Source organism: Streptomyces sp. NPDC002698, assembly GCF_042888945.1.
In the GTDB taxonomy this organism is placed as follows: domain Bacteria; phylum Actinomycetota; class Actinomycetes; order Streptomycetales; family Streptomycetaceae; genus Streptomyces.
Genome location: NZ_JBIAQM010000017.1, coordinates 106482 through 118529, shown reverse-complemented (window position 1 = coordinate 118529; position 12048 = coordinate 106482). Strand labels below are relative to the sequence as shown.

The following is a 12048-nucleotide window of genomic DNA, read 5'->3' as shown; positions in this document are numbered from 1 at the left end:
GGACCGTCTCACGGCCCGTCGTACGGACCGTCTCACGGCCCGTACGACGCCCCTAGGACGGTCCCGGCCGGGCACTGGCGTTCGGGCGGTGGTCCGGCGGTGTCCGAGCCGTCCGGCATACTCGACGGGTGAGCACCGTTCCCGAGATCCGCACCCTGCCCGTGCCCGACGGCCTTGAGGGCGAGCGCGTCGACGCCGCCATCTCCCGCATGCTGGGCTTCTCCCGTACCAAGGCCGCAGAACTCGCCGCGGCGGGGAAGGTCACGGTCGACGGCTCGGTGGTCGGCAAGTCCGAGCGCGTGCACGGCGGCGCCTGGCTCGAGGTCGAGATGCCCGGGGCCCCCGCGCCCGTCCAGATCGTCGCCGAGCCCGTCGAGGGCATGGAGATCGTCCACGACGACGACGACGTTCTCGTGATCGTCAAGCCCGTCGGCGTGGCCGCGCACCCCAGTCCCGGCTGGTCGGGCCCCACCGTCATCGGCGGTCTCGCGGCCGCCGGCTACCGCATCTCGACCTCCGGCGCCGCCGAGCGCCAGGGCATCGTCCACCGCCTGGACGTGGGCACCTCCGGCCTGATGACGGTCGCCAAGTCGGAGTACGCGTACACCTCGCTCAAGCGCCAGTTCAAGGAGCGCACGGTCGACAAGCGCTACCACGCGCTCGTGCAGGGACACCCGGACCCGACCAGCGGCACCATCGACGCGCCCATCGGACGCCACCCGAACCACGACTACAAGTGGGCCGTCACCTCCGAGGGCAAGCCCTCGGTCACGCACTACGACCTGGTCGAGGCGTTCCGTGCCGCCTCCCTGCTCGACATCAAGCTGGAGACCGGGCGCACCCACCAGATCCGCGTCCACATGTCCGCCCACCGCCACCCCTGCGTCGGCGACCTGACCTACGGCGCGGACCCCACGCTCGCCAAGCGTCTCGGCCTCACCCGCCAGTGGCTGCACGCGGTGCGGCTCGGCTTCGAGCACCCCGCGGACGGCCGGTGGGTGGAGTTCGAGGCCGGCTACCCCGAAGACCTCCAGCGGGCGCTGGACAAGGTCCGCGAGGAGAGCAACGCGTGAGCGACGGTCCGGACGGGGCGGCCGCCGTCCCCTCCGCACCGAGGGACGGCGCCTACGAGGTGCGGGTCGCCGAGCACGCCGGCGACCGTGAGGCCTGCTTCGCGGTGCGCAAGGACGTCTTCGTCGGCGAGCAGGGCGTCCCCGAGGACATCGAGTACGACGCGTACGACCCCGGCGCCCTGCACGTGCTGGCGGTCCGCGAGGACGGCGTGCCCCTCGGCACCGGACGCCTGCTGGAGGGCGAGGCGGCCGCGGCGAAGGTCGGCGGGGATCCCGTCGTCGGCTCGCTGGGACGGCTCGCCGTGACGCGCGAGGCACGCGGGCTCGGCGTCGGCGCCGCGCTCGTGCGGGCCATCGAGACCGCGGCACGCGCGCGTGGCCTGGCCGCCGTGGACCTGCACGCGCAGACCCACGCGCTGGGCTTCTACGAACGGCTCGGATACGTGGCGTACGGTCCGGAGTTCGCGGACGCGGGAATGCCGCACCGCGCGATGCGCAAGGCGCTGTGAGCCGGGGGATCGCCGCAGCGGCGTGGCACGCTTGAGGTCTGGTTCGCCCGTGATCGTCTAGACCCCGCCGGAGCGCTGACCGTGGATCAGTTGGCCCTGCTGTTCGTGCTGCTGCTCGGGGCCGTGGTCAGTGTCCCGGTCGGAGAGCGGTTCGGGCTTCCCGCACCGGTCCTGATGACTCTGCTCGGCATACTGCTGGCCGTGCTGGACTTCGTCCCGAACGTGGACATCCCGCCGGACCTGATCCTGCCCGCGCTGCTGCCGCCGTTGCTGTACGCCGCGGTGCGCCGCACCTCGTGGAGACAGTTCACCGCGAACAAACGCCCGATCTTCCTGCTCGCCGTGGCCCTGGTGTTCGTCACCACGCTGGCGGTCGCGGCCGTCGCGAGCTCGATCGTGCCGGGCCTGCCGCTCGCCGCCGCCTTCGCGCTGGGCGCCCTCGTGGCACCGCCCGACCCCGTCGCGGCGACCGCCGTCGCGGGACAGCTCGGGCTGCCGCGCCGCCTCGTGTCGATCCTGGAGGGGGAGGGGCTCTTCAACGACGTGACGGCGATCGTGCTGTACCACGTCGCGATCGCCGCCGCGGTCAGCGGAACCTTCTCGCCCTGGCGGGCCGGACTGGACCTCGTGCTCTCCGCCGTCGTCGCGCTCGTCGTCGGGGTGGCCCTCGGGTGGGCCGCGAACAGGCTGATGACGCTGGTCGGCGACGCCACCCTCCAGATCGGGCTGACCCTGCTGGTGCCGTACGCCGCGTACGTGCTGGCCGAGGAACTGCACGGATCGGGGGTGCTCGCCGTGCTCACCACCGCCCTGTTCCTCGCGGAGTACGCCACCGACGCCGACGACGTCATGACCCGGCTCGCCGGGTCGACCGTCTGGGACGTGGTGGACACGCTCGTCACCGGCGTCGCCTTCGGGCTCATCGGCCTCGAACTCCACAACGCGATCCGCACGGCGTCGGGACGCTGGGGCGAGATGCTCGGCTGGGCCGCCACGATCGTGGCGGTGGTCGTGCTCGTACGCCTGGCCTGGCTGCTGCCCGCGACCTGGCTGACCAAGCGGCTGCACGCCAAGCGGGACTACGACGAGGAGATCCCGACCTCATGGCGGGAGACCGTGGTCATGTGGTGGGCCGGGATGCGCGGGGTCGCCTCCGTGGCCCTGGCGCTCGCGATCCCGCTGGAGATGGACGACGGGTCGCCCTTTCCCGACCGGGACGAGATCGTGTTCATCGCCTTCGGGGTGATCATGGCGACCCTGGTGCTCCAGGGGCTCACCCTGCCGTGGCTGGTCAGAAGACTCGGGGTGCGGGCCGACGAGGACGTCGAGAAGGCCTTCGAGAAGGAGCTCGCGGTACGGGCCGCCAAGGCCGCGAAGCGGAGGCTGCGGGAGATCGAGGAGGTGGAGGAGCTGCCGGAGGAACTCTCCGAGCAACTGCTGCGCCGGGCCTTCGAGATCGGTGTGCGGATCAGTCCCGACATGGGGGACGAGGAGCGGCGCGAGGCGCATCTCCAGCGGGTCCGGCGGATGAAGCGGATGCGGCGGATCCAGGGGGAGATGATGAGCGCGGCCCGGCACGAGGTGCTGTCCGCGCGGAGCGAGCCCGGGGCCGACCCGGAGATCGTGGACCGCGTCCTCAGACACCTCGACGTCCGCAGCCTCCGCTGACGCCGGACGCCCGCCGGCGCGTCCACCGGAGCCCCTGAGCCACCGGCGCCGGGCGCACCGCCTCGGTCATCTGCGCCGGGCGAGCGGCCTGTTCCGCCTGCGTATTCCGCCCCCGGCCCCCGGGTCCGGGCGGTCCGCCGTGTCCGGCACCGGGGGCGCGGGGTCAGCCGCGGCCCGGGCCCGTGCGGGGTGGTTCGTGGGCGTGGCGGGTGTGGGGGCGGGAGGCCGCCGCGTCCGGCTCAGGGCGCCCCGTGCGCGGGCTCTGCCCGGGGAGCAGCGCCGCCTCGGCGGTGTTGACGCGGGGGAGCGCGTAGGGGTGCTGTTCGGCCAGCCAGCGGATCAGCTGCTCGCGGACCGTGACCCGTACCGTCCAGATGTCGTCCGCGTCCTTCGCGGTGACCAGGGCGCGCACCTGGATGGTGTTGGGCGTCGAGTCGGTGACGGCGAGGCCGTAGTCGCGGCCGTCCCAGGCCGGGCACTCGCGCAGGATGTCGCGCAGCTTCCCGCGCATCGCCTCCACCGGGGCGGAGTGGTCGAGGTGCAGGAAGACGATGCCGGTCATCTGGGGAGTGCCGCGCGACCAGTTCTCGAAGGGCTTGGAGGTGAAGTACGAGACCGGCATGGTGATCCGGCGCTCGTCCCACGTCCGTACCGTCAGGAACGTCAGGGTGATCTCCTCGACCGTGCCCCACTCGCCGTCGACCACCACCGTGTCGCCGAGCCGCACCATGTCGCCGAAGGCGATCTGCAGTCCGGCGAAGAGGTTCGCGAGGGTGGACTGGGCGGCGACACCGGCGACGATGCCGAGGATTCCGGCCGAGGCCAGCAGCGAGGCACCGGCCGCGCGCATCGCGGGGAAGGTGAGCAGCATCGCGGCGGCCGCGACGACACCGACGACCGCGGTGACCACCCGCTGGATCAACGTGACCTGGGTGCGGACCCGGCGGATCCGGGCCGGGTCGCGGTGCGCGTTCGCGTAGCGGCTGTACGAGGTCTCGACGACCGCCGTGGCGATGCTCACCACCAGCCAGGCGGCGGCGCCGATGAGGATCAGGGTGAGGGTCCGGCCGATGCCGATCCGGTGCTCGACCAGGAGCTTCGCCTGGTCGTAGGACCCTCTGAGCAGGGCCGCGAACAGGACCAGATGGAAGGGGACACGGCCGCGGCGGAGCAGACCCCACAGGGAGGTCTCGCTGTGCCGGTCGTCAGCCCGGCGCAACAGACGGTCCACGGACCATCCGATGAGCAGGGTGAGCGCGACCGAGCCACCGACGACGATCACCGGGCGCAGTACGTTCTCCATGTCTGAGAACGTAACCGGCCACCGGCGTCATGAACATGTGTTCTCGGGGCGGATCCGGGTATCCCAGGGGCCGCCGCCGATGACGGCCGGACGGGTGCTGTCGGTACCGGCTGGCACCATGGAGTCCATGAACATCATGCTCTTTCACTCGACCTACGGACTGCGGCCGGCGGTGCGCGCGGCGGCGGACCGGCTGCGGGCCGCGGGACACGAGGTGTGGACCCCCGATCTCTTCGAGGGGCGCACCTTCGAGACCGTCGAGGAGGGCATGGCCTTCAGCGACGAGACCGGCAAGGACGAGCTGCTCAAGCGCGCGGTCCTGGCCGCCGCGCCCTACTCCGACCGCGGCCTGGTCTACGCGGGCTTCTCCCTCGGCGCCTCCGTGGCGCAGACCCTGGCCCTCGGCGACGAGAAGGCCCGCGGGCTGCTCCTGCTGCACGGCACGTCGGACATCGCCGAGAGCGCGTCCGTGGACGAACTGCCGGTCCAACTGCATGTCGCCGAGCCCGACCAGTTCGAGACGGACGACTGGCTGAGCGCCTGGTATCTCCAGATGCGGAGAACCGGAGCGGACGTGGAGATCTACCGGTACGCGGGCGCCGGGCACATCTACACCGACCCCGACCTGCCCGACTACGACGCCGAGGCGGCCGAGGCCACCTGGAAGGTGGCGCTCGGCTTCCTCGATTCGCTGTAGCCCGGGGGACTACACCGGGTCGTACGTCCGCTCGACCTTCTGCGTGCCGCTGCGCGTGCGGTACGAACGGGCCCAGGACGAGGTCGCGTTCGGGTTCGTGCGGTCGGACAGCACGTAGTAGTCCATCTGCGCGCGGTCGGCCGTGATGTCCAGGACCCCGTAGCCGTGCCGGTCGGTGTCGACCCAGTGGACATGACGGTTGGCCGCGCGGATGACCGGGGAGGCGACGGCCGAGACGACGCCCTCGGGCACCTTGACGATGTCGTCGAGGTTGTCGGAGGTGACCGAGGTGACCACGAACTCCGTGGCGGCGGAGGGGGACAGCGGGTACGTGCCGGCGTCCACCGGCACGTCGTTGGCCCAGGCCATGTGGATGTCACCGGTCAGGAAGACCGTGTTGCGGATGGCGTTGGAGCGCAGGTGCGCGAGCAGTTCGCGGCGGTCGTCGGTGTAGCCGTCCCACTGGTCGGTGTTGAGGGCGATGCCCTCCTGCGGGAGTCCGAGCAGCTTGGCGAGCGGCTTCAGCAGGTCGGCGGAGAGGGAGCCCACCGCGAACGGCGAGATCATCACCGAGTTGCCGACCAGACGCCAGGTGGTGTCCGAGGACTTGAGCCCGGACTTCAGCCAGTCGAGCTGGGCGCGGCCGGTGAGCGTACGGTCCGGGTCGTCGACCGAGCCGCTGGCGGTGGAGGCCTGCTGCGACCGGAAGGAGCGCAGGTCGAGCAGCGCGAGGTCGGCGAGCTTGCCGAAGCGCAGCCTGCGGTAGGTGGTTCCGGCGATGGCCGGGCGGACCGGCATCCACTCGAAGTAGGCCTGCTTGGCCGCTGTCTGACGGTCCGTCCAGGCGCCCTCGGCGCCCTCGGTGTGGTTGACCGCCCCGCCCGGCCAGGAGTTGTCGGCGAACTCGTGGTCGTCCCAGATCGCGACGACCGGTGCCTTGTGGTGCAGGGCCTGGAGGTCGGGGTCGGTCTTGTAACGGCCGTGCCGGGTGCGGTAGTCGGCGAGGGTGAGGATCTCGTTCGCGGGGGCGTGCGGCCGTACGACCGTGCCGCGGGTCCCGTACTCGCCGGACTTGTACTCGTAGATGTAGTCGCCGAGGTGCAGCCAGGCGTCCAGGTCGTTGCGGGCCGCGAGATGGCGGTACGCCGAGAAGTAGCCGGCCTCCCAGTTGGCGCAGGAGACCACGCCGAAGCGCAGCCCGGCCACGGACGCGTCGGCGGCCGGGGTGGTGCGGGTGCGGGCGACGGGCGAGTCGGTGCCGCCGGCGGAGAAGCGGAACCAGTAGTCGGTGGCGGGCTGGAGGCCGCGGATGTCCGCCTTGACGGTGTGGTCGGTGGCGGCCGTCGCGATGGTGGAACCCTTGGCGACGATCGTGGTGAAGGCCTTGTCCCTGGCGACGGTCCAGCTCACCTCGGTGTCCGGGCCGAGCCCGGAGCCGGGTATCGCCTGGGAGACGGGCGTCACCCGGGTCCACAGCAGGATGCCGTCGGGCAGCGGGTCGCCGGAGGCGACTCCGTGCAGGAAGACGGGTGCCTCGGCGGCGCGGGCCGGCAGGGCGGCCGCGAGCGGGGCGGCGAGGACGGCGGTGGCGGCCGCGGCCTTGACGACCGTACGGCGGCGCGGGGCGCGGGAGTTGAGGTCTCCCGCGAAGTCGGATGATCTCTGTCGACTGGTCACGGGCGATGAGGTTACCGATCGGTACACGCCAAGAGCGGGCGAACTGGAAAAGTTCGCCCGCTCTTAGGCTTTTCGCCGCTCAGGTCGCACCGGCCACAAGGGCCGCTCGCGTCACCGGGGTTGTCGCTCCGGACGGCTCGGGGGCCGCCGCGGCGCCGGTCAGGCCTTGAGGGCCGCGTCGATCGCCGTGGTGAAGTCGGCGACCGTCATCGGCGCGTTGCCGTCCGAGGTGGTGACCTTCTTGCCGTCCATCACCAGGCTCGGCGTGCCGTTGACGCCGTCCTTGTTGGTGCTCCACGTCTCGGACATGGCCAGCGCCCAGGCGTCGTACGTGCCGTTCTTGACGGCGTTCTGGAACGTGGTGTTGTTCTTGAGCGCGTCGACCGTGTTCGCCACCTTGATCAGGTAGTCGTCGCTCTTGAACTTGTCGGTCGTCTCGTCGGGGTGGTACTTCGCCGAGTACAGCGCGCTCTTGTACTCCAGGAAGGCCTCCTGGCTCACGTTCAGCGCGGCACCCATGGCGCTCATCGCGCTCTTCGACCCCTCGCCGCGGGAACCGATCTGGATCTTGCCCTTCTCGTCGGAGTCGCCGTCGAGGAACGTGCCGCCGATGTACTGGATCTTGTACTTGCCGGCGTCGAGGTCCTTCGTGACGGTCGGGCCGACGGTCTGCTCGAAGGTGGCGCAGATCGGGCAGCGCGGGTCCTCGTACAGCTTCAGGGTCTTCTTCGCGGTGCTCTTGCCGATGACGACCGTCGTGCCGTCCTTGCCCGTGGTGTTGGCCGGGGCGACCACCTTGTCGCTCGCGACGGCCTCCCACTGGGACGGCTTGTTGTTCTGCACGACCGCATAGCCGATGCCGCCCGCTATCGCGAGGACCGCGACGAGGGAACCGGCGACGATCGCCTGGCGCTTGACCTTGTCGCGCTTGGCCTGGCGCTCGCGCTCCAGACGCAGCCTCTCGCGTGCCGCCGTCTTCGACGCCTGGTTGTTCCGCTTGCTCATAGTGGTGTTCTCCATCGGGGACGCGCACAACGTGGTGCGCGGAATACGTAAGGGGGACTGCTGATGCTCAGGGCTGTCGGGAGGAACGTCCGTTCGCCCGCGGTGGCCCGGAAGCGGTGACCGGTGAGCCGTGGCGGGCGGGCGCCCGCGTCGGCCGGCTCAGGCGGGAACGGCCCGGCGGGGCGGTCCGCGGCGTCCCAGGGAGTGCGTGAACAGGCGGGTGCGGGCGACGGCCGGCCGGGGCGCGGTGCGCGGCAGCGGACGGGCCGGAGCGAGTCGTACGGTCACCGCGGCGACCGCGAGCAGCAGCGGCCGGAAGGTCGAGGCGGCCACCGCGCGCAGCAGCTGGTCCAGGGCGCGCTCGCCCCGGCGCAGCCACGCGGCCGCGAGCAGGCCGACGGCCACATGCGCGCCGAGCAGCAGCCAGGCGGCGGCCGGGTCGGCGTGCGCGAGCAGGGCGGCGGCGCGGTCGGGGGCGCCGCCGGTCACCCGGGACAGCGGGGCGCCCACGCTGCCGCCGCACAGCACGTCGAGGCCGACCGAGCGCAGCGGGCCCGCGACCGGGCCGCCCGCTCTGCCGTAACAGACGTGCTGGCCCGTCGTGAACACGGTGTCGGCGGCCAGTTCCAGCGGGACGAGCAGGGCGGCGATGCGGCCGAAGCCCCGCTCGCGGCCCGCGAGGGCGAAGGAGAGGGCGAAGACGGCGGCGCTGATCGCGGCCACGGTGGTCAGCGGCAGCGGCACCTGGGACAGCAGCACGTGCGACGCGGCGGAGAGCGTCACGACGACAGCCGTGAACACGGCCGCGCGCGCGGCTCTGAGCTGGGTCCCGGATATGTCCATAGCGGAGGTGAGTCTCCCACGCGCTCCCGTAAGCGTCCCCTAAAGGGTTGGCAACTGCTGCTCTTGACTGCTTATGGGGGTGTTCTGGCGTGCATGGGTGAGTGTCGGCGACGTTCGTCCGCATGAGGGTGCGGGCGGGAACGGGAGTTCTTGTCTCGAAGGAGTGACCAGGGCGGATGGTGGTCGTTGGGTGGGGTGGCAGGCTGTTCGTCGGGGGTTCGGGTCGAGGGTGAGCGGGTTGGGCGGTGCGGGTGGGTTGCGGGCGGTGGGGGTGTCGTTCGTGGTGCCCGGTCCGTCGGGTGTGGCGGTCCGTGACCGGCTCAAGGGTCTGACGGTCGAGGACGAGGGTGTGTTGCGGCTGGTCGGCGACCATCTCGGTTCGCTGTCGTCGGGGGATCTGAAGGCGCGGTGCGCGGCTGGCCTGGACCACGACAGCGAAAGCTGGGCGGCGCGTAAGCGGGAGCTGACGGGGTTGTCGTCGTCGCGGTGGGCGGGATCGTTGACGAAGGCCACGCATGACCTGTGGGCGCTGGCCCGGCGCGGCCAGCAGGCGCACATCCGGCAGCTCGAAGCCGGGGTGAACACGATCCGGCACCGGCTGGCGCTGCCTCTGGGGGAGAAGGGCAGTAAGCGGACGGCTGGTGGTTATCGCAGTCGGCGGGAGTGGCATGCCAAGACGCGTCGGCTGCGGGTGCTGGAGGACCGGCTGGAGCGGGCGCGGGCCGACTGGGCGGTCGGTCGGGTGTGGGTGGCGCGGGGTGGGAAACAGCTGCTCAACAGCCGCCACCATCTGGAACAGGCCCACCTCTCCGAGGACACGTGGCGTGCCCGGTGGGAGGCTTCGCGCCGGTTCCTGCAGGCGGACGGGGAGTCCGGGAAGCGGTACGGCAACGAGACCATCCGCATCAGCCCCGACAGCGAGGTCAGCATCAGGCTCCCGGCCCCGCTGTCTCATCTCGCCAATGCCCCGCACAGTCGCTATGTCCTCACCGCGCGGGTGTCGTTTGCGCACCGGGGCCAGGCGTGGCGCGACCGGGTCGAGGCGGACCGGGCGGTGGCCTACCGCATCCACGAAGACGTCCAGCGGCAACGCTGGTACCTGACCGCCTCCTGGGCCATCCCACCCGCCCAGACTGTGCCCCTGGCCGCAGTCCGGGCAGGCGGCCTGGTCGGCGTCGACACCAACGCCGACCACCTGGCAGCCTGGCGGCTGGACCAGCACGGCAACCCGGTCGGTGCCCCGCGCCGCTTCGCCTACGACCTGACCGGCACCGCCGACCACCGCGACGCACAGGTGCGCCACGCGCTGACCCGCCTGCTCCACTGGGCTGGACGCCACCGTCTCGCCATCGCGGTCGAGGACCTCGACTTCACCGCCGAGACCAGCCGGGAGAGACACGGTCGGCGGAAGAAGTTCCGCAAGCTGATCTCCGGCATGCCCGTCGCCCGGCTGCGCGCCCGTCTGGTTTCCATGGCCACCGAGCTCGGCATCCCGCTGGTAGCGGTCGACCCCGCCTACACCTCCCGCTGGGGTGCCCAGCACTGGCAGAAACCCCTCACCAGCACCAAACGCAAGACCACCCGCCACGACGCTGCCGCCGTGGCCATCGGAAGACGCGCCCTGGGGCACCCGATCCGGCGACGGACGGCACCGCCCCGTACCCACCAGAGCGATGGGTACGGGCATCGGACCGTCCAGGCCGAACCGGGCTCCCCGGGGCGTGAGGAAACCCGCCCCCGCGTTCCCGGACCACGGACACGATCCGTGCCGCCCGGATGCGGAGCGAACGCGGGCGACCAGAACGCCCAACACCGTCCGGGGCGTTCGGCTGAGCACGGGTCCTGGCAACAGGACTCACTCCCGCTCAGTCCCTAGGAACGGTTCCTGTGCGTTACGGGAGCGTTGTGAGGCGACCAGGGCGCGTGCTCTACAGGCCCGGGATCCGTCCGTTGCGGAACAGGTCCACGAAGATCTGGTGGTCACCGCGCGCACGGGTGCCGTAGCTGTGCGCGAAGTCCACCAGGAGGTCGGCGAAGCCGTCCTCGTCGGCCGCGATGGCCGCGTCGATGGCCCGTTCCGTGGAGAACGGCACCAGCTCCGAGTGACCGCTCTCGTCGTCCGCCGCCGCGTGCATCGTGGCGGTGGAGCGGCCGAGGTCCGCGACCACCGCGGCGATCTCCTCGGGGTCGTCGATGTCGCCCCAGTCCAGGTCCACCGCGTACGGCGAGACCTCGGCGACGAGCTGGCCGGCGCCGTCCAGCTCGGTCCAGCCGAGCCACGGGTCGGCGTGCGCCTGCAGGGCGCGCTGCGAGATCACCGTGCGGTGGCCCTCGTGCTGGAAGTAGCCGCGGATCGCGGAGTCCGTGACGTGCCGGGAGACGGCCGGGGTCTGGGCCTGCTTGATGTAGATCACCACATCGTTCTCCAGGGCGTCGCTGTTGCCCTCCAGAAGGATGTTGTACGAGGGCAGGCCGGCCGAGCCGATGCCGATGCCGCGGCGGCCCACGACGTCCTTCACGCGGTACGAGTCCGGGCGGGTCAGCGAGGACTCCGGGAGCGTCTCCAGATAGCCGTCGAAGGCCGCGAGGACCTTGTAGCGGGTGGCGGCGTCCAGCTCGATGGAGCCGCCGCCGGGTGCGAAGCGGCGCTCGAAGTCGCGGATCTCGGTCATCGAGTCCAGGAGCCCGAAGCGGGTCAGCGAGCGGGCGTCGCGCAGCGCGTCCAGGAGCGGGCCCTCGGCGGTGTCCAGCGTGAAGGGCGGCACCTCGTCGCTCTTGGCGCCGGTGGCCAGCGCGTGGATGCGCTCGCGGTACGCGGCCGCGTACACCCGCACCAGCTCGGTGATCTGCTCGTCACTGAGCGCCTTCGCGTAGCCGATGAGGGCCACGGAGGCGGCGAAGCGCTTGAGGTCCCAGGTGAAGGGGCCCACATAGGCCTCGTCGAAGTCGTTCACGTTGAAGATCAGACGGCCCTGGGCGTCCATGTACGTGCCGAAGTTCTCGGCGTGCAGGTCGCCGTGGATCCACACGCGCGAGGTGCGCTCGTCCAGGTACGGGCCGCCGCGCCTGTCCTGGTCGAGGTCGTGGTAGAAGAGCGCCGCGGTGCCGCGGTAGAACGCGAAGGCGGAGGCCGCCATCTTGCGGAACTTCACACGGAACGCGGCCGGGTCGGCGGCCAGGAGCTCGCCGAAGGCGGTGTCGAAGACGGCGAGGATCTGCTCGCCGCGTTGCTCGGCGCTGAGCTGCGGGACCGACATCGCTGGGTGCCTCCTG

The 12048-nt window shown here is 71.5% G+C and carries 10 protein-coding genes; 5 read left to right on the top strand and 5 right to left on the bottom strand.

Annotation, left to right across the window (positions count from 1 at the left end; translation table 11 throughout):
• Positions 1-128 precede the first annotated feature (128 nt).
• The 3 genes from ACFYW9_RS23895 to ACFYW9_RS23885 all read left to right on the top strand — a co-directional run bounded on the left by ACFYW9_RS23895 (position 129) and on the right by ACFYW9_RS23885 (position 3250).
• Positions 129-1073, top strand: a complete 945-nt coding sequence (locus ACFYW9_RS23895) for an RluA family pseudouridine synthase (protein WP_351867424.1) — start codon at positions 129-131, stop codon at positions 1071-1073.
• The gene (locus tag ACFYW9_RS23890) at positions 1070-1582 is read left to right on the top strand and encodes a GNAT family N-acetyltransferase (protein WP_389153804.1); all 513 of its coding nucleotides are present in this window, start codon (positions 1070-1072) and stop codon (positions 1580-1582) included. Before ACFYW9_RS23895 ends, ACFYW9_RS23890 begins: the two co-directional genes overlap by 4 nt.
• An 81-nt stretch (positions 1583-1663) precedes the next feature.
• Positions 1664-3250, top strand: a complete 1587-nt coding sequence (locus tag ACFYW9_RS23885; protein ID WP_351867421.1) for a Na+/H+ antiporter — start codon at positions 1664-1666, stop codon at positions 3248-3250.
• Between the two features lie 163 nt (positions 3251-3413).
• Here ACFYW9_RS23885 and ACFYW9_RS23880 read toward each other — a convergent pair whose 3' ends face one another.
• On the bottom strand, positions 3414-4553 hold the full coding sequence (locus tag ACFYW9_RS23880) for a mechanosensitive ion channel family protein (RefSeq protein WP_389153800.1): 1140 nt from the start codon (positions 4551-4553) through the stop codon (positions 3414-3416).
• A 127-nt stretch (positions 4554-4680) separates the two neighbouring features.
• Between ACFYW9_RS23880 and ACFYW9_RS23875 the strand changes: the two genes are divergently transcribed.
• Complete coding sequence (locus tag ACFYW9_RS23875) at positions 4681-5250, top strand: dienelactone hydrolase family protein (RefSeq protein WP_389153797.1); 570 nt, start codon at positions 4681-4683, stop codon at positions 5248-5250.
• Between the two features lie 9 nt (positions 5251-5259).
• Here the strand turns inward: ACFYW9_RS23875 and ACFYW9_RS23870 are convergent, their stop codons facing one another.
• From ACFYW9_RS23870 to ACFYW9_RS23860, 3 genes are all read right to left on the bottom strand, one after another.
• Entirely contained in the window at positions 5260-6927 is a 1668-nt protein-coding gene (locus ACFYW9_RS23870) for an alkaline phosphatase D family protein (protein WP_389153794.1), read from the bottom strand.
• A gap of 159 nt (positions 6928-7086) precedes the next feature.
• A complete protein-coding gene (locus tag ACFYW9_RS23865) occupies positions 7087-7932 on the bottom strand; it encodes a thioredoxin domain-containing protein (protein WP_351867412.1) in 846 nt (281 codons plus the stop codon).
• Positions 7933-8091: 159 nt separating this feature from the next.
• Positions 8092-8775 (bottom strand): hypothetical protein, encoded by a 684-nt coding sequence (locus ACFYW9_RS23860; RefSeq protein WP_389153791.1) that lies wholly within the window; start codon positions 8773-8775, stop codon positions 8092-8094.
• 265 nt (positions 8776-9040) lie between these two features.
• Here ACFYW9_RS23860 and ACFYW9_RS23855 point away from each other — a divergent pair, with 265 nt between their 5' ends.
• Positions 9041-10651, top strand: coding sequence for an IS200/IS605 family accessory protein TnpB-related protein (locus ACFYW9_RS23855; RefSeq protein ID WP_389153788.1), 1611 nt, complete (start codon positions 9041-9043; stop codon positions 10649-10651).
• Positions 10652-10703: 52 nt separating this feature from the next.
• Here the strand turns inward: ACFYW9_RS23855 and ACFYW9_RS23850 are convergent, their stop codons facing one another.
• Entirely contained in the window at positions 10704-12032 is a 1329-nt protein-coding gene (locus ACFYW9_RS23850) for a DUF2252 domain-containing protein (RefSeq protein WP_328453457.1), read from the bottom strand.
• Positions 12033-12048 lie beyond the last annotated feature (16 nt).

Coding starts and splice junctions, on each gene's coding strand:
- ACFYW9_RS23865 (WP_351867412.1), bottom strand. CDS start 7,932: ATGAGCAAGCGGAACAACCAGGCGTCGAAGACGGCGGCACGCGAGAGG.
- ACFYW9_RS23880 (WP_389153800.1), bottom strand. CDS start 4,553: ATGGAGAACGTACTGCGCCCGGTGATCGTCGTCGGTGGCTCGGTCGCG.
- ACFYW9_RS23860 (WP_389153791.1), bottom strand. CDS start 8,775: ATGGACATATCCGGGACCCAGCTCAGAGCCGCGCGCGCGGCCGTGTTC.
- ACFYW9_RS23875 (WP_389153797.1), top strand. CDS start 4,681: ATGAACATCATGCTCTTTCACTCGACCTACGGACTGCGGCCGGCGGTG.
- ACFYW9_RS23850 (WP_328453457.1), bottom strand. CDS start 12,032: ATGTCGGTCCCGCAGCTCAGCGCCGAGCAACGCGGCGAGCAGATCCTC.